A 24,253-nucleotide genomic window follows, 5' to 3' on the forward strand; every position below is an offset into this window, starting at 1 on the left:
TCATCAGCGCGCCGCCCCGGCGCGCACAAATCCCCAGCTGACAGATCGCTCCAGCGCTTCTACGCGCCCGGCGAGGTAGTCCCGCTCTCCCAGGAGCGCCATAACCGCTTCGCGAGGATCGCCGCCGCAGGCTTCTATGATCGCCTCGGCCGCTGGCTCATAGGGATCGGGTTCCGTCTGTGGCTTCACTGCACGGTCCATGCGCGATCTCCCAGAGCGTCATTCTTTCTCATCTCGGCGGCGTGTTTCTCATCTGGCTCGATGCACCAGGTGGAGGGCAGGGCGGCCTTGCCGGTGGCAAAGCGCTCAAGGATTTCTTGCTTGGCTGCCTCGTCGTCCGGCAGAAGCGAGGAGAGGCCATCAGGCTTTCCAAACCAGCGCCACGGCTCCACGCAGATCTGCATGACGCCATTGATACGCTCGAAGCGGTAGGTGCAGCCGGAGCGCTCGATAAGGCGCTCCACGGCTTGCTCTATGGACAGGCCCGATTCGTCCTCGAACCCGTCGTCATCTTCCATGTTGAAGACGGTGTAGGTGGTCATTCTTTTCTCCATCAGAAACGCAGATCGTAATCCAATCGCCCTTGACGAGTCTAGAGTTTGTTCCACATTTGTTCACGTTACGCATGAGGCGACATGACGGGTGAAATTGAGAAGGAGCAGACGATGTCACGTCGCAAGGGAGAGCCCACCGGGGCTCAGATTGATCGCGCGCATCCGCNAGGCGACATGACGGGTGAAATTGAGAAGGAGCAGACGATGTCACGTCGCAAGGGAGAGCCCACCGGGGCTCAGATTGATCGCGCGCATCCGCACCAGGTGGCGCTACCGGAGGATCGGGTAATGGGAGCCAACTACGATGTCGTTCACGGCTTCTGCAGTGGTCTGTCGATCCATCGTCGGACGCAATCCGTCTATGCGCAGTGGGCCGAGCCGAGAGGCGGCTACTTCATCATCTTCTGCTTTTCCGAGAAGGAGGACGCGAAGCGCTTCGCAGCCGCGTTTGACGGCACTCCATTCGATCCGAAGCGAGACAGGGGAAGGGGGATCGGAAGCGGTTTTGGGACAGAGTGCCTGCCGAGTCGCCTCATTCACGCGGATGAAGGGCAGGGAGGCGGCGTTTAGGTGCAAAAAAGAGCCCCGCCGACGTTCTCGGCCGGCGGGGCTTTTTCTATTTGCTCGAAGATGTCGCTTAACTCCCCCTAGTCCAAATAAGTGGCCTCAGTGCGCGCATCCATGTAGATCTCGGAAACAATGAGCCAACGACCGCTCGCTTGACGATGCAGGACTTTGAGCGAATGATTGTGGCGGGTCGGAAGAGCTTCTCCGTCCACGGTTTGTTGTCCCTCAACTTTGATCTGCGTCTTGGCGACGACCACATCACTGCCGATGGAACGGATATTGATATCCGGTTGGCCCAGCATCTTCCCGGCCGAAAAATTTGGATCAGCAAACAAGCCGGTAAGATAGTCGATTATGCGATCACGCCCGGAAAGAGCGGTGCCAAAAGCGTTGGTCCAATCTGCGTCCTCGACATAAACCTCACGTAAGATGCTTGCATCGCGCTCCTGAAACGCCGCCAGCAAAGTCCGCAAGGTTGTTTCGATTGCGGTAGCATCGGGGTTGCCTCGAAGGTCACTCACTTGTCTTTCTCCTCGGTCCTTCAGTCGAAGCTTATCTGTGGCGTAGTTTCCCGCGAATGGGGCGGCCAGACACGCCGTCTCGAAGCTCAGCGAGCGCGTTTTCTACTCGCACCATGCTGACCTGTACCCTGGCTTCCAGCGAACGGCATAGCCATCCGCCATGAGGATTTCCCCCGCAGTCTTCCCGTTTGGCATCCGCACCCAAACGAGCGGACGCTTCCAGCGATCACGCTCGCCGCTGTCCTCGATCTTCACGTCCTCCCGCAGAAGCTCGGCAAGCCGTAGTTTGGCCTGCTTGCCCAGTAGCTTCTCCTGCGGGCATTTCGCGTTGCGGATCTCTGGAGTGTCGATCCCGGACTTGAACGGCGCGCCTGGTCCCATGATGCGCATGTTCTGTCCATTGCACTTGATGGTGTCTCCATCGACTGCAGACAGGGACAAGCAGGAAATGAGGGTGGCGGCGAAAGCGATCATTCAGAGCTCCAAAACAGACCGCATGTGAGCAAGTCGGGGCTCACTCTTCAATGGGGCGAGAGCGTAAGAACCCGAACCATCTGGTTGGATTATTCACAGGATGCGATTTTTGTGGACGGAAACTCGGCTCGGAGCGTGGGACACCTCGCTCGTAACCCATTGAAATGCATAGAACGAAAAAACAGCGGCGTGGGACACCAAAAGCCCGGAAAATAAGGCATTGCGGCCTGTTTGCGAGTCTTCTCGACCGCACCAAGCTCTCTTCCGAGAAAGCTGTTCCTCCCGGTCATCTTCGGAATGTATCGCGCACAAAGCAGCGAACGCTTAAATTCCCTCAGAGTTTTAGACGTCTTTAGAACAAGCCGCGCTTGCTGTCCGGCGCTTTGTTTCTCGATCCGAGCAGTCCACCATCACGATGTCAGCACGCGTGCTTCCGTCGCGGCGGTGAGAAACGCCTGCATTGCCGCATCGCCGGTCGCTCTGCCATCCATGGCCCGCTGGCAGATGATCAGCGCTTCCCGGTGCGCTTCGCTGCCCGGTTGCCGCCAGTGGCCGTCCAGCAGTTCCAGAGCCTGTCTGGCGCTCGAAATGTATCGAATATCGCCCGTGATGCATTCTGCAATCGGTACGGGTTTGGAAAACCATCCTTCATTCATTGCCGGCTCTCCCAGCCTGTTGAGGCGGGGATTTTACCACATGGAGAAGGGAACACGCGCCTGCATCACCGAGATGTGAAGTGGGCGAAAAGCCAGGTGGAAGCCCCATGTTCATCGCCGCAGGCGTTTGTAAAAGCACCGCGCTTTTAAGGTTTTAGGCAAGAACCTGGAAATACTGGATGATCCAGAGGACCTGGATTGCCAGCGCTGCCGTCACGAAACTGAGGTGGAAGCGGCGGCTTTTGACGAAGATGGCCACGATGGAGAGGGTGATCATCACCGCCTGCCGCAGGGGATATTCAGGCCCGAGGTTTTTGAAATGCTCAACGCCCTTGGCCAGCGTGTCGATGATGTCCACCGCATAAAGCGCAGCCAGAAGCGCAAAAAACCACGTCTGCCGCGAATGGAAGTAGTCGGCGAACCCCGAATACTCCTTCATGTCGTCGGGAAAAAGCAGCGCGCAGATGAAGAAGAACAGCGCGGCATACATGATGACGAAGATGTAGTGCTCGAAGGTCCAGTGCGAGATGTAGATCAGGCTGAACTGAAACCACCAGAAGTGCACGACGGCCAGGAACAGGAACAGAACCCAGCCGATATGCACCGAATAGATGCGGATCTTGCCCGGATGCTGAACGAAATGGGCCAGGCCGTTGAGGAGCCGCGCAAGGCTCAACCCCATCACAACACCCAGCACAACGCGAATATGGATGAGCTGATCGGTGTTGGGGATCGACTGCTCCATTGCGCGCGGCTGCTCCTTCCATCAGCCGAATCGTCAGGCCGGATTGCTTTAACTCATAAGCATTGCACTATCGGTGAAACGATTTGGCAAGCCGCGCGCCGGATTCCGGCCGGGGCAGGGCGCATCGAGAGCACATCAAGGGAGCATCAACAGCGTATGGAAGGGGGCGCGCCGCAGGCGGCGGTCAGCCGGAAACGGGCGCCCTCTAGAGGTCGATGCTCCTCGCGTTACCCTGCGGCCTCGGCCTTCTCTATCGAGATGACCTGCTTCGGATCAGCAAAGTCAGCACCATTGTTATGCACGATCTCGATGATCTTGAGATACACGTCCTGCTGGACGTCCAGCCATTCCGCCCAGTTGGTGGTCTTGGTGAAGCAGTAGACCATGATGTTGAGCGAATACTCGCCAAACTCGTTGAAGTAGATGAGCAGGTCCTGTTTCAGGTCGATGCTCGGATTCCCCCGCAACATCGCCCGTATGTCCGTGATGATGGCATTGATCTTCGCCGCATCCTCGTAGCGCACATTGATGGACGTGCTGATCCGCCGGTTACGCATCTGGCCGGGATTCTCGACGCTGATCGATGAGAAGAGCGAATTGGGAACGTAAAGCGGGCGGTTGTCGAACGTTGTTATGCGGGTCATGCGCCAGCCGATCTCCTCGACGGAGCCCTCGATCTGGCGGTCGGGCGAGCGGATCCAGTCGCCCAGGTTGAACGGGCGGTCGAAATAAAGCATCACGCCCGAGAAGACATTGCTCAGAACATCCTTGCCGGCAATGCCGATGGCGATGCCGCCAAATCCGCCAAAGGCGAGCAGGCCGGACAGGCTCAGCCCCAGATGCTCGCCAAAGAGCAGAACGAGCGACAGGACAATCGCCATTTTGAGAACGCGTGCAACACTGGTCGCCGACGTTCGGTCGCTGCCTTTCTGTACCTGGGCATAGGTCAGTCGGTTGATGAGGTGAAACATCTCCTCAATCACGGCCAGGCCGATCGCCACATAGGTCAAATCGTCAATAAAATCAGGCTGTATCAGCGTCACTTTGTAGTGCACCAGCAACTGATCGATGACCGTGTTGACGGTCAGCAACAGGCCTGTGACCGACAGCAGGTAGATCGCATGGACGACGATGCTGTGCGACCATTTTCCATTCCTGCGCATGCCATAGAGGCAGCCGAGCACAACGGCCGAAAAGGCCACGATCAGACCCAGATCGATCCAGTAGAATGTCATGCGATCACCTCGCTGTTGTCCGCAATGTGCAGGCAATGGGCGCCGCATGCAGATAAGATCGTCATATTGCCCGTGAACACGGCCCGGCGTGCAGAACGCGCCGGCTCAGGTGAGTCAGGCGCTTTCCAGAAATCACGCATCTGCCCTGCCGTCCATCGGGATTCTTGAAGCGGGGCCGCAGTTGCCGGCCCCGTTTCCTGTCTCGCCCGCATATGATCGCTTTCTTGGCGAGGCTGCAGGCCGGGTGGCCCGTCAGGGGCAGAACACCGCATTGGTAAAGGCCTGCCAGCCATCACTGTTGGTGACCTCGGCGCGCACATAGAGGTCGTCGGGCTTGCAGCTATACTCGGGTGAATAGCTGTCATCCATGGCGAGAACCTCGCCATCGCGGCCGATGAAGCGTGTGCGGTAGCTGGTCGGGTTGAAGTCGCCTTCCTTCAGGTAAAAGCCATGCCAGCCAATGTCGCTGGAGGCCGGGTCCAGCGTGATGGAGAGCCTGCCTTCGCCCATCTGAAGGTCCGTGAAGGTCACGCCTGTGGAGGCATAGAAATGCCCCTTGTCGAGTGCGGCCCGAATGGCGTCGTCGCTCAATTCATTCGCGAACACATACATCCAGACCCGGTCGGCAAGGGCCTGCTTGCGGGGATTGTGATGGTTCGGGGCGCTTTGCTGCGGGAAGTGGTGGCTGTCATCCGTTCCCCAGCCGAAAATCTGGCGGCCGGTGGACAGAACCTCGTCCCAGATCTCGAAGGTCGAGGCGTGCCCGTTTCCGCCAAAGTCGTTCATGCCCGGTTCGCCATTGCGGATTTCGACATGGCGGCTGGCCATCGGGTCGGTTTCAAGAATGTCCTTGGCGGTGATGCTGTAAAACATGTTGGGGTGCGAGATGACGGGAATGCCGCCCGCGGCGCGGCCGGTTTCGGCCTGCGCCTTCAGCACCGCCGCCGTGCTCCACGATGTGTCGCATGGAACCTCCAGCTGGTCGTCGCTCGGCAGGCCAACGACAATCGTGTCGATCACCCCATAGGGCGGCTCGCCCACGGGTTCGCAGTTGAGTTCGTTGCCGGCCATTACAAGCGTGCGTCCCGGGCGGTCCCAGTAAGGTTTCACGCCTTCGAAGACGGGAGTGGTGTAGTTCAGGTCGGTGAAGGAAACGATGTTGTAGTCCCGGCTGAAATAGTAATTGAGCGGGACATCCGGCGGCGTGGTGGGGATGAGGTCGGGCAGGCCCCAATTTGCGTGAATATGAAACTGCGCCTTGAACCATGAGCCATCCTCGGGGAAGGCTTCAAGAAACTTGTTTGGATCTGTTTTTTCTTGCGCGAGGGATAGCGCGCTCCCGCCAGCCAATAATGCGGCGGAGAGAATCGTAAATCCGAATAGTTTTTTCACGTTGAATTGCCCCGGTATATTCAATTTCTAGTTTTTATATGGCGTTTCATTTTTAGATTGAGCGAAGCGCCAAATGAATTGCTAGCATCCGATCCAAAAGATCATCAACGGGGCTGATATAATTGTCCCGGTATAAATGCTTGATGACAGAAGGATTGGTCACCCGGTTGCGCACTGGATTGGAGCCGGGCGAGGGGCGGGCGATCTTGTTTCTGTTGGTGGGGGCTGAGGCGGAGGCTCAGCCGTGCGGCGAAAGCCGGCTCGCCGGGTGCCGGTTGGCTGCCCGGTCATCGATATGGCGGCCATCAATGTATCTGCGGCTGATCGCGCGTGACAGCAGCTCCACCGTCGCGGTCGAAACGACGATAACGGAGATGGCCAGCGCCAGCGCATTCATGATTTCGGTCAGGGTATCCATGGTCTTCGACCTTGCAGGGCAACAATGACGATAAGTCGTTGTCCGGCAAAGCGATGCATCACGAATTCTTCCGCCCATTAAGAAACCGGCAGGGCGCAGGGCCCTGCCGGTTTCAATTGTCTGGCCCTGTGCGCTCACCGCTATTTCGCGACGGCGCGCACAATGGCTATGAGAATACATGCGCCGATGAAACCGGCGATCAGGTTGCCGAGCCAGCCGGCAAACGAAATTCCCACCACGCCCAGAAGCGCGTTTGCGACAGCCGCGCCGACGATGCCCAGAACGATGTTCATGAGAAGGCCGGTGTTGGTGTCCATGAACTGTTTTGCCAGCCACCCGGCAATGCCGCCGATGATGATGGCGGCGATCCAGCCAATGCCCTGCATCAGAATCACTCCTTGAAAAGAAAGGCGGCAAATGATCGACCGGTTTCGCCCTCCGTTTCAAGCCGACCGGCGAAAGAATGTTTCAAAATAGAGGTGTGAAGCCGGTATTGATCTGCTTCACAGGTCGCGCAGCAGGGCTCCGTAGCCTTCGATCCGGTCTTCGATGCCGGCCAGTCTGAGGCAGTTCCACATCATTGCCTGGTTGCTCACGACGACCGGCTTGCCGATCTTCTGTTCCAGCGCGTCGACGATCTCCAGCGAACGTAAAGCGCTGCAGCTGATCAGCACGGCATCGGCGTCGGCCGTGTCGACCGACGCGCCGAATTCGAGAAGGAATTCCGGCGTCACCCGCACCATCTCGCTGTCATAGTCCAGATTGAGCCCCGCATAGGCGGTGATGTCGAAGCCCGCGTCATGCAGATAGCGGACGACGTTCTCCGTCAGCTCTTCCGCATAGGGCGTGGCAACGGCCAGTTTCCGGACATTCAGCGCCTCAAGCGCCCTGTGGACGCTGCCCATGAGCGAGGTTGCGCGCGCATTGGGGGCGCCCCGGTTCAATTCTTCACGCACCCGCGCTTCGCCGACGGCGACCGTTCCCGATGTGCAGGCGAGGCACACCACATCCAGCGCATCGTCGGGAAGGATGCGCCCGGCCGTCTCCGCGAGGCTGTCGGCGAGCTGGGCGAGTGACCCGGTTGAGATTTCATGCGGCATGCGGGCGCGCGAGAAATAGGTGCTGACACCGGGCGGGGCCATGCGCACCATGTCTTCCTCGACCAGCTGGTCATTGGGCACGAGCACGAAACCGAGCTTGGCGCGGGCATTGCGCCCGTCATCGAAGCGGACTGGCCCCGGCGCCTCCCGTTTGCGGTCTTTTGGCAGTGGGGTTTTTGGCCCTGGGGTTTTGGGCTGCGGGGTCTGCAGCATTGCGGTCATCTTGGCTGTGCTCGTCTGTGCGTGTGTGCGATGCGCCAATCATCGTCTCTCGCCCGGCGCGATGCAATCGAGCGCTTGCCAATTCCCGAAATTCTTCACGCGGGTCTACTGGCTCTTCCGTCCGGCAACGAAGTCGCCGCGCCAGGCCGCGCGCCGCATTTTGGCGAGCGTGGTGATGTCGAGGCCGTCGGTCTTTATGGATGCGATGGCGATTTCCATCATGGCCAGATGGACCTGCTGGCTGCTCCAGCCGCGCTCCCGTGCCGAAACCAGCACCTGCCTTAACGCCGGCTCAATGGCGTCACGACATGTCTGCGCCTCGCTCACGAAATCTGCGGGCACACAGTTTTCATATGCAAACGACATGCTTTCCCCCCGGGAAGCGTGAAAACGGACTTGTTTTTGTTTGGCATGCTGAATTTTGGCGGTTCACTACCACAACCACAGCGTTCCGACGAGTCGTCCAATCGGGGTAGTGCCCAACTCACGCGTGCAAGCGTTATGAAAGTGTTAATTCAGGCGGGTAGGGGCAAAGCAATGCCTGGCGCGCGCGTGCGCTCATTGCGTTTGCGCGCTATCATGTCGCGTCTGCACCGGCCTCCCGGAGGAAGCGTGGCTAGGCACGGGCCGGTCGGCAGCAGTCTATTTCTGAAAGTGAGGATACGGAAATGACATTCATACGAGACTTATTTGGCATCATAGGCGACTTAACCTGGGGGTGGGCGCTTATTCCGATCCTCATCGTCCTTGGCATTTTCATCACCGCACTGACCGGTTTTGTTCAGTTCCAGTTCTTCAAGCGCATGTTCCGTGTGCTTTCCTCCAAAAACCAGAGCGGGGATCCAAATGCGATCTCCGCGCGCGCAGCGCTCCTCGTTTCCGTTGGCGGTCGCGTCGGCGGCGGCAATATTGCCGGCGTTGCGGTGGCGATCACGCTTGGCGGGCCGGGCGCGGTGTTCTGGATGTGGGCCGTGGCGCTGGTCGGCATGGCCACCAGCCTGGTCGAATGCTCGCTCGCCCAGCTTTACAAGCGGCGCGAGCCCGACGGCACGTTTCGCGGCGGACCGGCCCGCTCGATCATCCATGGTCTCGGCCATGAGCACAAATGGCTCGCCGTTCTTTATGCGGTCTGTCTGATCGCGGCCTTCGCCATCGGCTTCAACGCGTTTCAGGGCAACACGGTCGCCGGCGCAGCGCAGGAGAGCCTTGGCATCGACCGGATGTGGTCCGGCATTCTGCTCACCGTCATTGCGGGTTTCATCGTCTTCGGCGGCATCCGCCGCATCGCGCTTGCAGCCGATGTTGTGGTGCCGGTCATGGCGCTGGCCTATCTGCTGATGGCCATCTTCATCATCGTCATCAACATCACCGAGTTACCGGGTGTCCTCTATTCCATCGTCATGAACGCCTTTGGCTTCGAGCAGGCGGTTGGCGGCGGCATGGGCGCGGCGCTGGCGCAGGGGTTACGACGTGGCCTGTTCTCCAATGAAGCGGGGCTCGGTTCTGCCCCCAATGTGGCGGCCACGGCCGATGTGCGTCACCCCATCAGCCAGGGCATCACCCAGTCCTTCTCCGTGTTCATCGACACGATCGTGATCTGCAGCTGCACGGCCTTCGTGATCCTTCTGGGCGATGTCTATACACCGGGTGCGGAAGGCATTGATGGCGTGGTGCTGACCCAGCAGTCTCTGGTCTCGCATCTGGGCGAATGGACCCAGTATTTCCTGACCTTCATTCTGCTGCTCTTCGCGTTCAGCTCGATCATCTACAATTACTATCTGGGTGAAAACGCCCTGACCATCATCACCGAAAGCAATGTCGCGGTGAACATATTGCGCCTGACCGTCATGGGCATGGTGTTTCTCGGGGCGGTGGCGCCCGGCGCGACGGCCGTGTTCTTCTTCTCGGATCCGCTGATGGGCGTTCTGGCGCTGGTCAATCTGATCGCCATCATGATGCTCTTACCCATCTGCCTGCGCATTCTGAAGGACTTCCGCGAGCAGCTGAAGGCAGGGGTGGACCGCCCGGTTCTCAACCCCGACAATTTCCCGGATCTCGATATCGACCGCACGGCATGGACCGGCAAGGTGCGCACATTCCGCGAGGCGGCGTAGCGCGCGGTCGTTTCAGGCGCCGGCATATGGAAAAGGGCAGGGGAAACCTGCCCTTTCTCTGTTCTGGAAAAGCCCCGGAATTCTGGAGGAGCCTCTGACCGGGGGGAGGGCCCGCTAAAAGCCCAGAAGAACAGCCGCGGCAATGGACATGGCCACCGCCAGCGCGGTCAGCGCCACGAACACACGTGCCTTGTCGAGAAACATCGCATAGCCGGCACACCACGCGGAAGTGGCGGCTCCGAGTGCGAAGAAAAACGCATCCCGCTCGCCAAATGACAGCGATGCAGCCATCAGGCCGCCAATCACGATTGCGCCGAAAATCACGATGGTGGCAGCGGCATAAGCGTCGTAGCGGTCGTTCATTCTTCATCCCTTCACTGGTGCGTTTGCTGCGTCGCAGGCGCCCCCCGCGTGTCTATCCCTAACAGTTCATCTGGCCGAAAGGAACGCCCGCCAGCGCGGCGCGTTCCGGCTTTCTGAGCATGATTCAGGATAATTCGATGCTGAATTAATTTTCACTCACTGTTGCGATTCGTAATATCGCACGTTATGTCTTTAGCCATGTATGGTATTTTCACATCATGCGCGAGGAAGACTTAAGTCTCTCAGCGCTCCGCCTGAGTGCAGGGATATGTGAAATATTGAGCAGGTGTTCTACCTGTATTTCATTTTCCATAAAATAATCAATCAAGAGGAACCATGAAACCCAAGCTAAGGGTCGAGAATGTTTACAAGATATTTGGAGATCATCCAGAACAGGCGCTCGAAGGTCTGAAAGAGGGCAAGTCGAAAATCGAGATTTTCGAAGCAACGGGACAAACCGTTGGTGTCCAGGATGTCAGTTTCGATGTTGGTGAGGGCGAAATTTTTGTGGTTATGGGCCTGTCCGGCTCGGGCAAGTCGACACTTGTCCGCACGCTGAACGGTCTGATTGCCCCCACATACGGCAAGATCCTCATCGACGATGATGACGTCGCCAGCTGCTCGGCAGACCGGCTGCGCAAGGTGCGCCGCGAAAAGATCACCATGGTCTTCCAGCATTTCGCGCTTTTCCCGCACAAGACCGTTGCCGACAATGTCGCCTACGGCCTCAAGATCAAGGGCGAGGGCGCTGCCGAACGGCGCAAGAAGGCGCTGGCGGCGCTGGAGCAGGTCGGGCTTGCCGCCTATGCGGACAGCTTCCCCAGCGAACTGTCGGGCGGCATGCAGCAGCGCGTCGGCCTGGCGCGCGGTCTCGCCACCGATCCGCAGATCCTGCTCATGGACGAGCCTTTCGGCGCGCTTGATCCGCTCATTCGCCGCGAGATGCAGGAAGAGCTCCTGCACCTGCAGAAGAAGCTCAAGAAGACCATCATCTTCATCACCCACGATCTCAACGAGGCGCTGCTCCTCGGTGACAAGATCGCCATCATGAAGGATGGCGAGTTCGTCCAGGTGGGCACCGCGCAGGAAATCGTCGACAACCCGGCTGACGAGTACGTCGCCGCCTTTGTCGCCGACATTGATCGCGGCCGCGTGTTCGACGCCGCCCATGTGGCAGAACGCCCGATCACGGTCGAGCTTGGTGAAAAGGGCGCGGCGGAAAAGGCGCTTGAGCTCATGGAAGAGCACAATCGCAATGCGCTCTACGTGGTCGATAAGGACCGCATCGCCGGCCTCGTCACCTATCAGGAGCTGGCGGTTGCCGCACGCGAGGAGGGCCGGACCGATCTTTCCGAAGTGATGGTCACCGAGGTTCCGACCGTCGAGCGCGAAACCCCGCTCAACGAACTTTATGGCGCAGCGAGCGCCGGCTACCCGATCGCCGTTGCCGACAAGCGCGGCCGGCTTGCCGGCGTCATCGAGGCGCAGGCGGTGTTCTCGCAGCTTTCGGGCGACGAGAACGACGAAACGGCGGTTCCGGCGGAAGACGCCGAAGCCCGGCAGTCCGCCAGCGAAGGAGACCGCCCATGATTAGCCCCGCTGACCTCGTTCAGATCCCGCTCGACGACTGGGTGAACAGCTTCGTGCGCGATTTCCTCGTGCCGAATTTCCGCCCCTTCTTCAGAAGCCTGCAGGTGCCGGTCACCGTTGTTCTGGGCTGGCTTGACGCCTTCTTCCACTGGCTGCCCATGCTGGTCTTCACGGCCATCCTGACCGTGATCGCCGACCGCACGGCCGGTCGTGGCGTGGCAATCTTCACGCTCATCGCGCTGGTCTTCATCGACATGATCGGCCTGTGGGCGGAAACGATGACCACGCTGTCCATGATCATCACCTCGGTGTTCTTCTGCGCCGTGATCGGCATTCCCATCGGCATCTGGGCGGCGCGCAGCGACCGTGTCCTGCTTGTCGTGCGTCCGATCCTCGACATCATGCAGACGATCCCGTCCTTCGTGTATCTGGTGCCGATCGTGATGCTGTTCGGTGTGGGCATGGTGCCGGGCATCATCGCCACCATCATCTTTGCGCTGCCGCCCATCATCCGTCTCACCAATCTCGGCATCCGCAATGTGCGCGCCGACCTGATCGAGGCGGCCGAGGCGTTCGGTTCCACCCGTTCGCAGATGCTGTGGGAGGTCCAGTTCCCGCTGGCGCTTCGCACCATCATGGCGGGCCTCAACCAGACCCTGATGCTGGCGCTTTCCATGGTCGTCATCGCCGCGCTCATCGGCGCGGGCGGTCTCGGCCTCACGGTCTACACCGGCCTTGGACGCCTCAATGTGGGCGCGGCAACGGCCGGCGGCATCGGCATCGTGCTTCTCGCGATCATTCTCGATCGCATCACTCAGTCGCTCGGCGAAAAGAAAGCCGTGCAGACGCCTTCGCTCTGGCAGACGCTGCGCTCGATGTTCGGGCTCGGCAAGCCGGTCAAGGAAGAGCAAGCGGGCAAAGCCGCCTGAGGCGAGACCCGCTCTGCGGAACGCAATTGCGCGTTCCGCTCTTGCGGCAGCGGCTCCATTCGCTGCCACCACTGAAAATCACATAAAGGAGACTGCTTGTTATGACTGGTCTTAAGAAAAGCATCCCCGCAATTGCAGCCCTGGCGCTGCTCGGCTCCGTCGCCATGCCGGCAATGGCCGCAGACGCGCCTGGCGAGGGCAAGACGATCAAGATGGCCCAGGCCACCTGGGACACCGGCTGGTTCCACTCCGAGGTCTACAAGCAGCTGTTCGAGGAACTCGGCTACACTGTCGATGGCCCGACCACGCTCGACAACCCGCCCTTCTACCAGGCCGTCGGCTATGGCGACGTCGATCTCTGGGTGAATGGCTGGTTCCCGATCCATGACACCTATCGCCCGGCCTTTGAAGAGTCCGCCGAGATCATCGGCGCCGTTGCCGCTGGCGGCGCGCTTCAGGGCTATCTGGTGGACAAGGCGTCCGCCGAGAAGTTCGACATCAAGACGCTTGACGATTTCAAACGCGATGAGGTCAAGGAAGCGTTCGACCGTGATGGCGATGGCAAGGCCGATCTGGTCGCCTGCCCGCCCGGCTGGGGCTGTGAGGTTGCCATTGAAGGTCACCTGACCGAGTACGGTCTCAAGGATCACATCAACGAGATCAAGGCGAGCTATTCGGCTTCCATGGCCGATGCGGTTGCTGCTCACGACAGCGGCGAGCCGATCCTGTTCTACACCTGGACGCCGAACTGGACCGTCAACGAGCTGAAGCTCGGTGAAGACGTTGTCTGGATTCAGGTTCCGGAGGAAGCCACTGAAGAGAACGCCGCTGCGGGCATCGCGTCCTGTGTGGCCGACCCCTGCGTGATGGGCTTTGAGGCGAACGACATCGTGCCGGTCGCAAACTCCAAGTTCCTTGAGGAAAACCCGGCAGTTGCCGCTGTTCTCAAGACGGCTTCGATCCCGCTTGAAGACATCTTCGCCCAGAACTCTGCGATGAATGACGGTGCGGACAGCCCCGAAGACATCAAGAAGCAGGCTTCGGACTGGATCGAGAAGAACCGCGAAATGGTTGATGGCTGGCTCGAAGAAGCCCGCAAGGCTGTCGACTAAGAAATCGGCGCAGTCAGGCGCGCTTGCCTGACACGGCACAATTCGAGACCACGCGCTGGAAACGGCGCGTGGTTTTTTCGTGGGTCCGGAAGAAGGCGCGGCGATCTAGTAAAGCCGCGGCGGGGCTGTGTAGATCGGAACATCCAGATCCGGCTGCACCGGCTGGATGCGGTATTTGAGGTCCTGCTGCTGGCGCAACCAATCCCGATGCTGGTCGTCCATCGCATCGCGGGTCCGTTCGGCCTCGCTTTCGGCGCGCTCCTGCCGGGCGCGTTCCGCATCGCCCAGCGCCTTCGTGTCTTCTGCCGCATGAACCGGCATTGCAGCCGCCATGCCCACCGCCGCAAGGGCGAAGGCCATGCCGGCAATGCGTAACCCGTCTTTCAGAAATGCGCTCATGGTCCTTATGTAGTGTGCCGGGCCGCGTTTCGACAGGGAGGCTCAGTTGAGCGAGAGAATGGCCCCGTTCAGAAGGGCCGCGAAGAACACCCATGCCGCATAGGGCAGGAACATCAGCGCCGATGCACGGTCCGAGCGCCAGCTTGCTGCAATGAAGGCGGTGATCGTTGCCGCCAGAAGCAGGATGATCAGCAGGGCGAGCCCCACCTGATGCAGCACGAAGAAGGCCGGCGACCAGGCGAAGTTCAAGACGAGCTGAAGCCACCAGAGCCGCATCGCCATGCCATGCCGTGCGCGCTGCCATGTCCGTGCGCCCGCCACCGCGATCAGCACATAGAGAATGGTCCAGACCGGCGCGAACACCCAGTTTGGCGGGTTGAAGGCCGGCTTTGCCAGCGCCGCATACCAGGGACCGGGCGCGGTGATGTATCCGATGGCGAGACCCGCGCCGACAACGAGAAGCAGAAAGACCGGCAGGACGCGAATGATGGGCATGGTTTGATCCGTATTGATGTTCTTGAGGGGAGGTGGCTGCGTGCTTCCGTGCAGATCACATGTCCGTTTCGCTGCGGATTTCAAGGCGAGGTGATGCAAAAGAAGAGTGTTTTGCCCCGTACCCGGTGGCAACCCCAGCGGGTACCCCAAGGGGAAACCCAGGGGGAACAATGCCAATTCACCGGCATTATTGTTCTGGCAGACGTGTGACCGCTCCTCAGGCAGGGGCGGGGCCCGGGCGGAATTTCTCTGGCGGAAAGCGCCCTGTCGCGGTTGCCGTGCGGCGCGCGCCTCTGTATTGCCGGATGAGGGCCGTGCCCGTTCACAAAGCCGCAATTCCCAGCCAGGGAGGACCATTTGAGCGAGCCTGAAGGACTGGACGAGAAAACCGGGGCGGAAGCCGCCGACGGTCTGGGCATTTATGACGAGGATGGCGTCGTCTCCGCGCCGTTCCTGGCCCATATCGGCGCAGCCATAGCCGACCGGGACACGATCACCCTCAGACAAGAGGTGAGTTCGCTCCACCAGTCCGAAATCGGCGATCTGCTCGAAGCCCTCCTGCCGGATCAGCGCCTCGCGCTGGTCGTGCTGATGGGCGACGATTTCGACTATACGGCGCTGACCGAGGTCGATGAGGCGATCCGTCTCGAAATTCTCGAAAACCTGCCCAATGCGCAGGTCGCGCGCGCCGTCGAACAGCTCGATTCGGATGACGCCGTCTATATCCTGGAAGATCTGGAACAGTCCGATCAGGACGAGATTCTCGCCCAGCTTCCGTTCACCGAGCGGGTGCGGTTGCGCCGGTCGCTTGGCTACCCGGATGAAACCGCCGGCCGGCGCATGCAGACGGAATTCGTCGCCGTGCCGCCGTTCTGGACCGTCGGCCAGACCATCGACTACATGCGCGAGGAGCAGAACCTTCCGGAGAGCTTTTCGCAGATATTCGTCATCGATCCGACCTTCCGCCTCGTGGGCGCCGTCGATCTCGACCGCATCCTGCGCACCGGGCGGGGCACCAAGATCGAAGACATCATGCGGGAGACGCGCCACGCCATCCCGGCCACGATGGATCAGGAAGAGGCGGCGCAGATCTTTGAAAAATACGATCTTCTGTCCGCCGCCGTCGTGGACGACAATGAGCGGCTCGTGGGTGTCCTGACCATTGATGACGTGGTCGACGTCATCCAGCAGGAAGCCGAAGAGGATCTTCTGCGCCTTGGCGGCGTGGGTGATGAAGAACTCTCCGACCGCGTGTGGACGGCCGCGCGCTCGCGCGTGCCATGGCTGATGGTGAACCTCATCACCGCTTTCCTTGCTGCGTCGGTGATCGGCCTGTTCGACGACACGATCGAAAAAGTGGTGGCGCTCGCCATCCTGATGCCCATCGTCGCCGGCATGGGCGGCAATGCCGGCTCGCAGACCATGACGGTCACCGTGCGCGCGCTCGCCACCCGCGACATCGACATCTACAATGCCGGCCGCATCATCCGTCGTGAGATGGGCGTCGGGGTGTTCAACGGCATCGTTTTCGCGATTTTGATCGGCGCTGTCGCTGCCGCATGGTTCCAGGATTACAATCTGGGCGGCATCATCGCCGCCGCCATGATCATCAACATGTTCGTGGCGGCGCTTGGCGGCATTCTCATCCCGCTTCTGCTCGACCGGGTGGGCGCCGATCCGGCCGTCGCCTCGGCCGTCTTCGTGACGGCCGTGACGGATGTGGTGGGCTTCTTCGCCTTCCTCGGTCTGGCGACCTGGTGGTTCGGGGTCTAATAGAGCAGTTCCAGGAAAGGTGGGAACCGCTTTTCCGCCCGGTATTGCTCAGGCCGGAACGGCTGCCATGGCCGAGCGGCGCGCGCGATAGAGAATGAAGAACGCGATGGCCACATTGCCCAGGTTCCATGCGATCCCGTTGAGGAACGCCGCCTGATAGGAGCCGGTCAGATCGTAGATCCAGCCCGACATCCAGCCGCCCAGCGCCATGCCGATAATGGTCGCCATGATCACCACGCCCATGCGCTGGCCCGCTTCGCGTGCGGGCAGATATTCGCGCACGATGATCGCGTAGCTCGGAATGATGCCGCCCTGCGACAGGCCGAAGATGAACGACACCATGTAGAGCGAAGCGAGCCCGTTAAACGGAATGTAGAGAAGCAGCGAAAGGCCCTGTAGCACGGAGCCGAGCAGCAATGTCGGCACGCCGCCGATTTTGTCTGCGAGCACGCCGGAGATCAGGCGGCTTGCAATGCCCGCGCCCAGCATCAGCGACAGCATTTCCGCGCCACGCGCAATGTCGTAGCCCAGATCGATGCAGTAGGCGACGATGTGCACCTGTGGCATCGACATGGCGACACAGCAGCCGAGACCGGCCAGAACGAGCAGGCTCTGAAGCGCGCGGGGCGACAGGTCGATGGGGCGTCGTCCGCCCGGCCGCCGCGCCTGTGCGCCCGGCATTTCATCCGCCTCCTGCACGACAGGCTTTGCGCGCATCAGGAGCGCCAGCGGCACGATGCTGACAATGCAGAAAATGCCGATGCCCAGAAAGGTCACGCGCCAGCTCGTGTGTTCCAGCGCAAGCTTGATGACGGTCGGCCACAGGACACCGGACAGGTAATTGCCGCAGGCCACAGCCGCCACCGCGATGCCGCGGCGCTTTTCGAACCAGTGCGAAATGTCCGCCAGAAGCGGCCCGAAACAGGCCGCGCCGCCCAGTCCGATCAGAACCTGAAGGATGACAAACTGCCAGAGCGCGGTCGTGAAACTGGAGAGGATGAAGCCTGCGCCCAGCGCCGCACCGGCAATCGCCACCGGCATCGCCACGCCGGTCCGGTCGGCAAAGCGCCCAAGAAGCACATTGCCCAGCGCAAATCCGACCATCGCGCTTGTATAGGGCAGGGATGCCGCCGCGCGGTCAACGCCGAACTCCGCCTGAATGGGCGGCAGAACCACGACAAAGGCCCAGAGCCCCACAGTGCCGAAGGTGCCGATCAGGATCGCGATCGTCATCCGGAACCAGGCATAGGGTCCGTCGATCGCGTTGTCGCCGGCGCTGTAGAAGCTGCGCAAATGCACGTCTTGTCATCCTTGCTCGTGAGAGGCGTTCATGCGCGCCTGCCGAAACAGGCTCGATCCTGAACGGTTATTCTCATAGCGCGTGGCGATGCGCCACCGTAGGGCCAGTCGCCCTGTCATGCCTGTCCATGCCCGCGCCCCCCGCCATGGCATACGGGCCGTATGTCCCGCCAGCACAAAGCCTGGAGCAGGACAGCATTGCGGTCATATTAATGGGTCCTGACCCTGAGCTCCGCACAAGTGTCTCTCCTGTCTAAAGAGTAATGGTGCACAACGAAAAATTGACTTTTACGTAAGGGCCGTGGCAGTTTACGCGCCCGCTGCATGCTTTAAGGGAATCGACCGAAATGGATGGCGGGTCTTGATGGTTTGCCGGTCCGGTGTGATCGGCTTTCTGTCGAACACGATAAATGGCGGCATATTCCTGGGGGCGCCGGTTGATGAACGACCGGGCAGGGGGCCGGAAGCAAAGGGCGAAAAGCCATGCGCGACTATTATTCCATCACCGAGCTGACGCGTGAGTTCGGCATATCCACCAGAACGCTTCGCTTCTATGAGGATGAAGGGCTGATCAAGCCCGTGCGTCGTGGGCGCACCCGTCTTTACCGCCCGTCCGACCGGCATCTGGTGCGCCAGATCCTGCGCGGGCGCAGCATCGGTTTTTCCATCGCCGAAATCCGCGAGATCATCGATGTCTACAAGGCGCCGCCCGGCGAGATTGGCCAGCTCAAGCTCATGCTGGCGCGCATTTCGGAAAAGCAGCAGGATCTGCGCCAGAAGCGCCGTGATCTGGAAGACACGCTCGATGAGTTAAGCCGCGCGGAAGAGTCCTGCGTGGAGCGCCTTGCCGAGCTCGGCGTCAACACCTGACGCCCAACCCGCCTCAGAACCAGCGGCGCACCCGCTTCTGATAATCCCGGTATTTCTTGCCGAACCGCAGGCCGAGATGCTTTTCCTCGGGCTCGATGGCCAGTTTCTGCGTCAGGAAGCAGGCGACGATGAGGCTTGCGAAAAACCACGCATTTCCGGCCAGAAGCCCGATGCCCGCCGTCAGCATGGAATTGCCGAGATAGATCGGGTTGCGGCTGAATGAGAAGGGGCCGCTCGTCACCAGCGTGTCTGCGCCGCGGGTCGGCAGGATCGCCGTGCCCGCCCTGTGCAGCGTGCGCATGGCCTGCAGGTCGATGAACACGAAGCCTGCGATCAGCAGCCAGCCGATGGCGAACAGAAGATCGGAAAGCGGCGGCCCGATCCACGGCAGGGGATAGAAAATGCCAAGCACCGCCGCGATCACGATGGCCGAGAGATAAATCACCGGTGGCCAGGGAAAGCGCGCCGGTCGCTGTTCATGGTCGTTCATTCGAAGTGTCCCGCTCCGTAAAATCGCTCCCCGTTTCAGCGGTCATAGTGCATTCGGCAGCGATTTCACTCAAGCGGCTTTGCGTTTCCATTCCCGGCGTTGATGTCATCAGTGCATCCAGCCGGCCTTCCACCTTCAGCGTATCGGTAAAGCAGGCGCAATATGCGGTGCAGAAAGCCTCGTCGCGGCTCTCAAGGCACTGGCTCGCACAGGCCTTGGTGAAGCGGATTTCGGCGGGCTCCACTGCCGGCGGCCAGATCTGCGCCAGCACCCACACGCAGCCGATCAGCACCGGCTGATGCAGCAGATAGAAGGCGAGGCTGTGCCGGCCCGCAAAGGTGAATGGCGTATGCCAGCGCGCCGGCTTCATCAGCGAGAGCCAGCTGAGGAAACCGCTGTCACGGGCGATGCGCGCCGCCGCGATCCCGGCGAGCGTGGCCGCAAACCACGGAAACAGTGGCACATAATCATTGGAGGGCGGGCGGAACGTCGAAAGGCCGACCCACCAAAGCGCCGGCGTGTCGAAAAAAGCCGAGCGCAGGAAATGGGGTGCCGCCGCCACAAGTGCTGCCAGAACAAGAAGGCTCCATGCCGGAAAGCGCAGAAACGACAGGCCGAGCAGGCTCGCAAGCGCGATGTGATGGAGAATGCCGAAGAAGATGAAGCCCGAGGGAAAGGCGAACCATGTGGCGAGCGAAATGGCAGCGGCCGCAGCGACGATCATCAGCAGCCGCTTTGCGAAGCTCCTCCAGCGAATCCCCTTCTCATGGGCGAGAAAAAGACCCACGCCGACCAGAAAGATGAACGATGTGGCGATGCTGCGGGCAAAGAGCTTCCAGCCGCCGGTCACGGTGGTACCCGGCTCCATATAGCCGAAGAATTCGAGGTCCCACCCGAAATGGTAGACCGCCATGGCGAAGAGGGCGACACCGCGCGCAATATCGATGGCTTCGATGCGCGTCTTCCCTGCCGCCCGATGCCGCATATATGATCCGCCCCTGGAAAATGACTGTTATGTGTTGTGCTTATATTAGTCGGCGCTAAAAGTGGCCGAAAGACGGAGAGGTTTTCTATGCACATGGTTGAAGCAAACGGCGCGTCCATTCCTGCTCTGGGAATGGGAACCTGGACCTTGAAGGGGCAGACCTGCGCCGATCTCGTCACCCATGCGCTGAAGTCCGGATACCGGCACATCGACACCGCAGCGGCTTATGAAAACGAGGAAGCCGTGGGCACCGGCCTGCGCGCATCGGGGCTCGCGCGCGACGAAATCTTCGTCACCACCAAGGTCTGGTGGACCAATATCGGCGCTGGCGACCTCGAACGGTCTGCAGAAGAGAGCTGTGCGCGGCTCGGTCTCGACCATGTCGACCTCTTGCTCATTCACTGGCCTAACCCGGATGTCGCTCTGTCCGAGAGCATTGCGGCGCTCAATCGTGTGCGTGAGAGCGGGCTTGCCCGCCATATCGGCGTTTCCAATTTCCCGACCGCGCTTCTTGCCGAAGCCGTGCGCCTGTCGGATGCGCCGCTGGTGGCCAATCAGGTGGAGTATCACCCCTATCTCGACCAGGAGAAGGTGTATCAGGCATGTCGCGCGGCTGGCATGGCCATGGTTTCCTATTGTCCGTTGTCGCGTGGTGGCGATCTTTTCGCACAGCCTGCAATTGCCGATGCAGCCGCGCGTCATGGCAAGACCCCGGCGCAGATCGTGCTTCGCTGGCATGTCCAGCAGGAAGGCGTCGTCGCCATTCCCCGCACCACCAATCCGGATCGCCTGATCGAGAATGCAGACATTTTCGACTTCGCGTTGAGCGGTGAAGAAATGGTTGCCGTTTCCGCACTGCGTAAACGCGGGTATCGCATATGCGATTATGACTTCTCACCGGTCTGGGATATGGCCTGAATACGGCCTTGCGCAAAGGGTTAACCCTGCGTTAGCTGGTCTTGAATAGTTTACTTGCGGTTGTCGTCGGTCACGCGTCCGCGCGGCGAGAGACAACATGCCTTTGGGGGAAGGTGGACGGCGTATGTTGCAGGTGTCAGACGTCCCGGGAAAGGGGCCCACCGATATTGCCAGCACGATCGCAAGTTCCATGCGTCGCATGGGGGTTAGCGGTCTGCCGCGCAACTACGAGATTTTCTATGAGGTGTTCACCGGTTCGAACCGCGATCTCGTGCGCGAGTTCGAGGCGCTGAACGGCCGTCCCACGCAGGAAGCGCTGGACAAGCTTTCCCTGAAATATTTCACCCAGAACAAGCGACAGGCCGTTGTCGAGAGCGCACAGGAGCAGATCGCAGCCCGTGCGCAGGACATTCTCTCGCTTCTGGGGCGCGAGCGCAGTTCGCTGGAAAAATTCGGCGTCATTCTCGATCAGACCTCGAATGGCCTGAGCGGGCGCGATCTCTCGCACGACATTCTGCGCAAGATCGTCGGCATCATGGCGGCCGCCACCGAGACCACGATCCAGCAGGGGCGGCAGATCAGCCAGGCGATGGAGGAGAAGTCCAACGAGCTGGAAGAGATGCGCACCAAGCTCGCCCAGTACAAGAAGCTCGCCGACACCGATCCGCTGACCAGGATCTGGAACCGGCGTGCCTTCGACAAGCGCATGGCGGATGTCTATGACGACCAGCGCTCGGTCATGTTCCACGCGCTGATCCTTGCAGACATTGATGGCTTCAAGGCGTTCAACGATCACTATGGTCATCCGGTGGGCGACCGGATTCTTCAGGGCGTTGCACAGATCCTCAAGACACAGTCGACCACAGACTGCTTCGTTGCGCGCACTGGCGGCGAGGAATTCGCCATTATTGTCGAGGGGTTATCGGAAGAAGCGACCATGAAGGTTGCAGAAGCCATACGTCTCGCCGTGGAAAAGGCGGAGTTCGTCATCGGGGCCGGCGTTCGCAATTACGGCCCCATCCACATCTCGCTCGGCGTGTGCATGGCGGCAGACGCCGGCGATGCCGAAGAGCTCTACGCAAAGGCCGATCAGGCGCTTTACGCGTCGAAAGTCGACGGTCGAAACCGGGCAACGCTCTTCTCGCGGATCCCCAAGGGGAAGTTCACGAAGAACTGGCTTCTCTACAGGCAGGACTGAGGGTTAAGTCCGGGCATTCCGCCGCACGCATTTTGTTAAATTTTGCCTACACTTTGACGGGTAAGACGTCGAATTCCAACCGATCTGTGCTAAACGGAGAGGCAAGGGGCGATTTGCGCGCGATTCATGTCGCTGCTTTCCATTCAAGTGAGGATACTGACCATGTTGAAGAAATCCATCGCTGTTGCGCTCGTGGCGGGCTTTGCCGCCGGCTGCGTGACCAGCACAGACCCGTATACCGGTCAGCAGAAGATCTCCAACACGGCCGGCGGCGCAGGGCTCGGCGCGCTGGCGGGTGCGGGCATTGGACTTCTGGCTGGTGGCGATGACCGCCGCAACGCGCTGATCGGCGCTGGCATCGGTGCGCTCGCCGGCGGCGCCATTGGCTCCTATATGGACCAGCAGGAAGCGCAGCTTCGCGGCCAGCTTCAGGGCACGGGCGTGAGCGTCACCCGTCAGGGCGACTACATCATCCTCAACATGCCGTCGAACATCACCTTCGCAACCGATTCGTCGACCATCCAGCCGGCGTTCTACTCCACGCTGAATTCGGTGGCGCTGGTGCTCAACAAGTACAACCGCACCCTCGTCGACGTGTTCGGCTTCACCGATTCCACCGGCAGCCCGAGCTACAACATGGACCTGTCGCAGCGTCGCGCCAGCTCTGTTGCCAGCTACCTGATCTCGCAGGGCGCGGCCAGCCAGCGCTTCGCGGTCATCGGTCGTGGCGAGAGCCAGCCGATTGCGTCCAACGCAACGCCGGAAGGCCGCGCACAGAACCGTCGCGTGGAAATCCGTCTGTCGCCGCTCACCGGCGCCTGATCGAGCACACAGCGGTCATACGCAAAAAGAAAAGCCGCCGGCGCATCGCCGGCGGCTTTTTTCGTGTCCGTTATAAGGTCGCGCGGTCAGCCGGCGGCGATGGCGGCAGCGATCCGCGCGGCAAGGCGGGCATTGTTCTTCACCAGCGCAATATTGGTGGTGAGGCTTGCGCCATCGGTCAGCTCCAGAATGCGGGCCAGCAGGAACGGCGTCACATCCTTGCCCGAAATGCCCTTTTCGGTCGCCTCCTTCTGGGCGGTGGCGATGTATCCGGCCATCACGTCGGCAGCGATTTCCTCATCCGCCGGAACCGGGTTGGCAATCAGCATGCCGCCGTCGATGCCAAGCGCCCGGCGCGTTGCCTGGAAACGGGCAATCGCCTCGGCCGTGTCAAGCCGCAGCGGCGCGGTGTAGGGCGACTGGCGCGACCAGAAAGCCGGCATCGTGTCGGTGCCATACGCCACGACCGGCACGCCGCGCGTTTCCAGAACCTCGAGCGTCTTTTCCGTGTCGAGAATGGCCTTGGGGCCAGCCGAAACGACGATCACCGGCGTCTGGGCCAACTCGTCCAGATCGGCGGAAATGTCGAAGCTCGTCTCCGCGCCCTTGTGAACGCCGCCAATGCCGCCGGTGGCGAAAACCGGGATGCCGGCCATCTGCGCGGCAATCATGGTCGCGGCCACCGTGGTGCCGCCGCTCTTGCCTTCGGCAATGGCGAAGGCGAGGTCGGCGCGCGACAGCTTCATCGGATCCTTGGCCTGCGCCAGCGCCTCGCGCTCATGGTCGGAAAGGCCGATCTTCAGCCGCCCGTCGATCACGGCGATGGTGGCGGGAACCGCACCTTCTTCGCGGATCAGAGCCTCCACGTCGCTCGCCATCTCATTGTTGCGCGGCCACGGCATGCCATGGGTGATGATAGTGCTTTCCAGGGCCACCACCGGCTTGCCGGCGGCAAGGGCTTCGGCGACGGGCGCGTGGATGTCGATAATGTTCTTGGACTGCACGGGGGAGG

The 24,253-nt window shown here is 60.6% G+C and carries 28 protein-coding genes; 9 read left to right on the forward strand and 19 right to left on the reverse strand.

Annotation, left to right across the window (positions count from 1 at the left end):
* Window positions 1-3 precede the first annotated feature (3 nt).
* The 12 genes from NDI72_RS10095 to NDI72_RS10150 all read right to left on the reverse strand — a co-directional run bounded on the left by NDI72_RS10095 (window position 4) and on the right by NDI72_RS10150 (window position 8,250).
* Window positions 4-201 (reverse strand): hypothetical protein, encoded by a 198-nt coding sequence (locus NDI72_RS10095; RefSeq protein ID WP_206546599.1) that lies wholly within the window; start codon window positions 199-201, stop codon window positions 4-6.
* A complete protein-coding gene (locus NDI72_RS10100) occupies window positions 186-542 on the reverse strand; it encodes a hypothetical protein (RefSeq protein WP_283800397.1) in 357 nt (118 codons plus the stop codon). The genes NDI72_RS10095 and NDI72_RS10100 overlap by 16 nt, the downstream gene beginning before the upstream one ends.
* A gap of 659 nt (window positions 543-1,201) precedes the next feature.
* Window positions 1,202-1,642, reverse strand: a complete 441-nt coding sequence (locus NDI72_RS10105) for a YybH family protein (protein ID WP_206552729.1) — start codon at window positions 1,640-1,642, stop codon at window positions 1,202-1,204.
* Window positions 1,643-1,744: 102 nt separating this feature from the next.
* Window positions 1,745-2,116 (reverse strand): thermonuclease family protein, encoded by a 372-nt coding sequence (locus NDI72_RS10110; RefSeq protein ID WP_206549061.1) that lies wholly within the window; start codon window positions 2,114-2,116, stop codon window positions 1,745-1,747.
* A gap of 410 nt (window positions 2,117-2,526) precedes the next feature.
* Window positions 2,527-2,772, reverse strand: coding sequence for a DUF982 domain-containing protein (locus tag NDI72_RS10115; protein WP_206552721.1), 246 nt, complete (start codon window positions 2,770-2,772; stop codon window positions 2,527-2,529).
* Between the two features lie 154 nt (window positions 2,773-2,926).
* On the reverse strand, window positions 2,927-3,517 hold the full coding sequence (locus NDI72_RS10120; protein WP_113154977.1) for a hypothetical protein: 591 nt from the start codon (window positions 3,515-3,517) through the stop codon (window positions 2,927-2,929).
* A 227-nt stretch (window positions 3,518-3,744) separates the two neighbouring features.
* The gene (locus NDI72_RS10125) at window positions 3,745-4,752 is read right to left on the reverse strand and encodes a mechanosensitive ion channel family protein (protein ID WP_113154978.1); all 1,008 of its coding nucleotides are present in this window, start codon (window positions 4,750-4,752) and stop codon (window positions 3,745-3,747) included.
* A 252-nt stretch (window positions 4,753-5,004) separates the two neighbouring features.
* Window positions 5,005-6,144 (reverse strand): CehA/McbA family metallohydrolase domain-containing protein, encoded by a 1,140-nt coding sequence (locus NDI72_RS10130; protein WP_283800400.1) that lies wholly within the window; start codon window positions 6,142-6,144, stop codon window positions 5,005-5,007.
* A gap of 238 nt (window positions 6,145-6,382) precedes the next feature.
* Entirely contained in the window at window positions 6,383-6,562 is a 180-nt protein-coding gene (locus tag NDI72_RS10135) for a hypothetical protein (RefSeq protein ID WP_206547706.1), read from the reverse strand.
* Window positions 6,563-6,702: 140 nt separating this feature from the next.
* Window positions 6,703-6,948, reverse strand: coding sequence for a GlsB/YeaQ/YmgE family stress response membrane protein (locus NDI72_RS10140; protein ID WP_113156265.1), 246 nt, complete (start codon window positions 6,946-6,948; stop codon window positions 6,703-6,705).
* Between the two features lie 117 nt (window positions 6,949-7,065).
* Window positions 7,066-7,884 (reverse strand): maleate cis-trans isomerase family protein, encoded by an 819-nt coding sequence (locus NDI72_RS10145; RefSeq protein WP_283800403.1) that lies wholly within the window; start codon window positions 7,882-7,884, stop codon window positions 7,066-7,068.
* Window positions 7,885-7,989: 105 nt separating this feature from the next.
* Entirely contained in the window at window positions 7,990-8,250 is a 261-nt protein-coding gene (locus tag NDI72_RS10150; RefSeq protein ID WP_206545475.1) for a hypothetical protein, read from the reverse strand.
* 302 nt (window positions 8,251-8,552) lie between these two features.
* Between NDI72_RS10150 and NDI72_RS10155 the strand changes: the two genes are divergently transcribed.
* Window positions 8,553-9,998: an alanine/glycine:cation symporter family protein gene (locus NDI72_RS10155; RefSeq protein ID WP_113154982.1), complete on the forward strand. Its 1,446-nt coding sequence runs from the start codon at window positions 8,553-8,555 to the stop codon at window positions 9,996-9,998.
* A 114-nt stretch (window positions 9,999-10,112) separates the two neighbouring features.
* Here the strand turns inward: NDI72_RS10155 and NDI72_RS10160 are convergent, their stop codons facing one another.
* Complete coding sequence (locus NDI72_RS10160) at window positions 10,113-10,361, reverse strand: hypothetical protein (protein WP_113154983.1); 249 nt, start codon at window positions 10,359-10,361, stop codon at window positions 10,113-10,115.
* Window positions 10,362-10,697: 336 nt separating this feature from the next.
* On the opposite strand from NDI72_RS10160, the gene NDI72_RS10165 reads away from it, so the two are divergent.
* The 3 genes from NDI72_RS10165 to proX all read left to right on the forward strand — a co-directional run bounded on the left by NDI72_RS10165 (window position 10,698) and on the right by proX (window position 13,992).
* Window positions 10,698-11,951 carry a quaternary amine ABC transporter ATP-binding protein gene (locus NDI72_RS10165; RefSeq protein WP_206545474.1) on the forward strand — a complete coding sequence of 418 codons (1,254 nt, stop codon included), beginning with the start codon at window positions 10,698-10,700 and terminating at the stop codon, window positions 11,949-11,951.
* Window positions 11,948-12,880 (forward strand): ABC transporter permease, encoded by a 933-nt coding sequence (locus NDI72_RS10170; RefSeq protein WP_113154985.1) that lies wholly within the window; start codon window positions 11,948-11,950, stop codon window positions 12,878-12,880. The genes NDI72_RS10165 and NDI72_RS10170 overlap by 4 nt, the downstream gene beginning before the upstream one ends.
* Window positions 12,881-12,981: 101 nt before the next feature.
* Entirely contained in the window at window positions 12,982-13,992 is a 1,011-nt protein-coding gene (proX, locus tag NDI72_RS10175) for a glycine betaine/L-proline ABC transporter substrate-binding protein ProX (RefSeq protein WP_283800406.1), read from the forward strand.
* Between the two features lie 105 nt (window positions 13,993-14,097).
* Here the strand turns inward: proX and NDI72_RS10180 are convergent, their stop codons facing one another.
* Together NDI72_RS10180 and NDI72_RS10185 are read right to left on the reverse strand one after the other, a co-directional pair.
* Window positions 14,098-14,391: a hypothetical protein gene (locus NDI72_RS10180; protein WP_283800408.1), complete on the reverse strand. Its 294-nt coding sequence runs from the start codon at window positions 14,389-14,391 to the stop codon at window positions 14,098-14,100.
* A 42-nt stretch (window positions 14,392-14,433) separates the two neighbouring features.
* Complete coding sequence (locus NDI72_RS10185) at window positions 14,434-14,886, reverse strand: TspO/MBR family protein (RefSeq protein WP_113154988.1); 453 nt, start codon at window positions 14,884-14,886, stop codon at window positions 14,434-14,436.
* A gap of 357 nt (window positions 14,887-15,243) precedes the next feature.
* Between NDI72_RS10185 and mgtE the strand changes: the two genes are divergently transcribed.
* Window positions 15,244-16,659, forward strand: coding sequence for a magnesium transporter (mgtE, locus tag NDI72_RS10190; protein WP_113154989.1), 1,416 nt, complete (start codon window positions 15,244-15,246; stop codon window positions 16,657-16,659).
* 48 nt (window positions 16,660-16,707) lie between these two features.
* On the opposite strand, the gene NDI72_RS10195 is transcribed toward mgtE, so the two are convergent.
* Entirely contained in the window at window positions 16,708-17,892 is a 1,185-nt protein-coding gene (locus NDI72_RS10195; RefSeq protein ID WP_206547734.1) for an MFS transporter, read from the reverse strand.
* A gap of 549 nt (window positions 17,893-18,441) precedes the next feature.
* Between NDI72_RS10195 and NDI72_RS10200 the strand changes: the two genes are divergently transcribed.
* Entirely contained in the window at window positions 18,442-18,828 is a 387-nt protein-coding gene (locus tag NDI72_RS10200) for a MerR family transcriptional regulator (protein WP_113154990.1), read from the forward strand.
* A gap of 13 nt (window positions 18,829-18,841) precedes the next feature.
* On the opposite strand, the gene NDI72_RS10205 is transcribed toward NDI72_RS10200, so the two are convergent.
* Both NDI72_RS10205 and NDI72_RS10210 read right to left on the reverse strand, forming a co-directional pair.
* Entirely contained in the window at window positions 18,842-19,318 is a 477-nt protein-coding gene (locus NDI72_RS10205; protein WP_283800414.1) for a methyltransferase family protein, read from the reverse strand.
* Complete coding sequence (locus NDI72_RS10210) at window positions 19,305-20,303, reverse strand: heparan-alpha-glucosaminide N-acetyltransferase (RefSeq protein WP_283800415.1); 999 nt, start codon at window positions 20,301-20,303, stop codon at window positions 19,305-19,307. The genes NDI72_RS10205 and NDI72_RS10210 overlap by 14 nt, the downstream gene beginning before the upstream one ends.
* A gap of 87 nt (window positions 20,304-20,390) precedes the next feature.
* Between NDI72_RS10210 and NDI72_RS10215 the strand changes: the two genes are divergently transcribed.
* From NDI72_RS10215 to NDI72_RS10225, 3 genes are all read left to right on the forward strand, one after another.
* On the forward strand, window positions 20,391-21,221 hold the full coding sequence (locus tag NDI72_RS10215; protein ID WP_283800416.1) for an aldo/keto reductase: 831 nt from the start codon (window positions 20,391-20,393) through the stop codon (window positions 21,219-21,221).
* Between the two features lie 199 nt (window positions 21,222-21,420).
* A complete protein-coding gene (locus tag NDI72_RS10220; RefSeq protein ID WP_349632271.1) occupies window positions 21,421-22,419 on the forward strand; it encodes a GGDEF domain-containing protein in 999 nt (332 codons plus the stop codon).
* A gap of 162 nt (window positions 22,420-22,581) precedes the next feature.
* On the forward strand, window positions 22,582-23,241 hold the full coding sequence (locus tag NDI72_RS10225) for a YiaD family glycine zipper/OmpA-like lipoprotein (RefSeq protein WP_113154995.1): 660 nt from the start codon (window positions 22,582-22,584) through the stop codon (window positions 23,239-23,241).
* A gap of 86 nt (window positions 23,242-23,327) precedes the next feature.
* Here NDI72_RS10225 and NDI72_RS10230 read toward each other — a convergent pair whose 3' ends face one another.
* Window positions 23,328-24,245: a pseudouridine-5'-phosphate glycosidase gene (locus NDI72_RS10230; RefSeq protein WP_283800417.1), complete on the reverse strand. Its 918-nt coding sequence runs from the start codon at window positions 24,243-24,245 to the stop codon at window positions 23,328-23,330.
* Window positions 24,246-24,253 lie beyond the last annotated feature (8 nt).

Source organism: Nitratireductor sp. GZWM139, assembly GCF_030068685.1.
Taxonomy (GTDB): Bacteria; Pseudomonadota; Alphaproteobacteria; order Rhizobiales; family Rhizobiaceae; genus Nitratireductor; species Nitratireductor aquimarinus.

Bases quoted from the DNA above. Each gene is read 5' to 3' on its own strand.
- NDI72_RS10210 (WP_283800415.1), bottom strand. From the start codon at position 20,303: ATGCGGCATCGGGCGGCAGGGAAGACGCGCATCGAAGCCATCGATATT.
- proX (WP_283800406.1), top strand. From the start codon at position 12,982: ATGACTGGTCTTAAGAAAAGCATCCCCGCAATTGCAGCCCTGGCGCTG.
- NDI72_RS10165 (WP_206545474.1), top strand. From the start codon at position 10,698: ATGAAACCCAAGCTAAGGGTCGAGAATGTTTACAAGATATTTGGAGAT.
- NDI72_RS10155 (WP_113154982.1), top strand. From the start codon at position 8,553: ATGACATTCATACGAGACTTATTTGGCATCATAGGCGACTTAACCTGG.
- NDI72_RS10200 (WP_113154990.1), top strand. From the start codon at position 18,442: ATGCGCGACTATTATTCCATCACCGAGCTGACGCGTGAGTTCGGCATA.
- NDI72_RS10205 (WP_283800414.1), bottom strand. From the start codon at position 19,318: ATGAACGACCATGAACAGCGACCGGCGCGCTTTCCCTGGCCACCGGTG.
- NDI72_RS10100 (WP_283800397.1), bottom strand. From the start codon at position 542: ATGACCACCTACACCGTCTTCAACATGGAAGATGACGACGGGTTCGAG.
- NDI72_RS10225 (WP_113154995.1), top strand. From the start codon at position 22,582: ATGTTGAAGAAATCCATCGCTGTTGCGCTCGTGGCGGGCTTTGCCGCC.
- NDI72_RS10125 (WP_113154978.1), bottom strand. From the start codon at position 4,752: ATGACATTCTACTGGATCGATCTGGGTCTGATCGTGGCCTTTTCGGCC.
- NDI72_RS10145 (WP_283800403.1), bottom strand. From the start codon at position 7,884: ATGACCGCAATGCTGCAGACCCCGCAGCCCAAAACCCCAGGGCCAAAA.
- NDI72_RS10140 (WP_113156265.1), bottom strand. From the start codon at position 6,948: ATGCAGGGCATTGGCTGGATCGCCGCCATCATCATCGGCGGCATTGCC.
- NDI72_RS10220 (WP_349632271.1), top strand. From the start codon at position 21,421: ATGGGGGTTAGCGGTCTGCCGCGCAACTACGAGATTTTCTATGAGGTG.
- NDI72_RS10185 (WP_113154988.1), bottom strand. From the start codon at position 14,886: ATGCCCATCATTCGCGTCCTGCCGGTCTTTCTGCTTCTCGTTGTCGGC.
- NDI72_RS10150 (WP_206545475.1), bottom strand. From the start codon at position 8,250: ATGTCGTTTGCATATGAAAACTGTGTGCCCGCAGATTTCGTGAGCGAG.
- NDI72_RS10135 (WP_206547706.1), bottom strand. From the start codon at position 6,562: ATGGATACCCTGACCGAAATCATGAATGCGCTGGCGCTGGCCATCTCC.
- NDI72_RS10170 (WP_113154985.1), top strand. From the start codon at position 11,948: ATGATTAGCCCCGCTGACCTCGTTCAGATCCCGCTCGACGACTGGGTG.
- NDI72_RS10120 (WP_113154977.1), bottom strand. From the start codon at position 3,517: ATGGAGCAGTCGATCCCCAACACCGATCAGCTCATCCATATTCGCGTT.
- NDI72_RS10095 (WP_206546599.1), bottom strand. From the start codon at position 201: ATGGACCGTGCAGTGAAGCCACAGACGGAACCCGATCCCTATGAGCCA.
- NDI72_RS10160 (WP_113154983.1), bottom strand. From the start codon at position 10,361: ATGAACGACCGCTACGACGCTTATGCCGCTGCCACCATCGTGATTTTC.
- NDI72_RS10215 (WP_283800416.1), top strand. From the start codon at position 20,391: ATGCACATGGTTGAAGCAAACGGCGCGTCCATTCCTGCTCTGGGAATG.
- NDI72_RS10195 (WP_206547734.1), bottom strand. From the start codon at position 17,892: ATGACGATCGCGATCCTGATCGGCACCTTCGGCACTGTGGGGCTCTGG.
- NDI72_RS10180 (WP_283800408.1), bottom strand. From the start codon at position 14,391: ATGAGCGCATTTCTGAAAGACGGGTTACGCATTGCCGGCATGGCCTTC.
- NDI72_RS10110 (WP_206549061.1), bottom strand. From the start codon at position 2,116: ATGATCGCTTTCGCCGCCACCCTCATTTCCTGCTTGTCCCTGTCTGCA.
- NDI72_RS10115 (WP_206552721.1), bottom strand. From the start codon at position 2,772: ATGAATGAAGGATGGTTTTCCAAACCCGTACCGATTGCAGAATGCATC.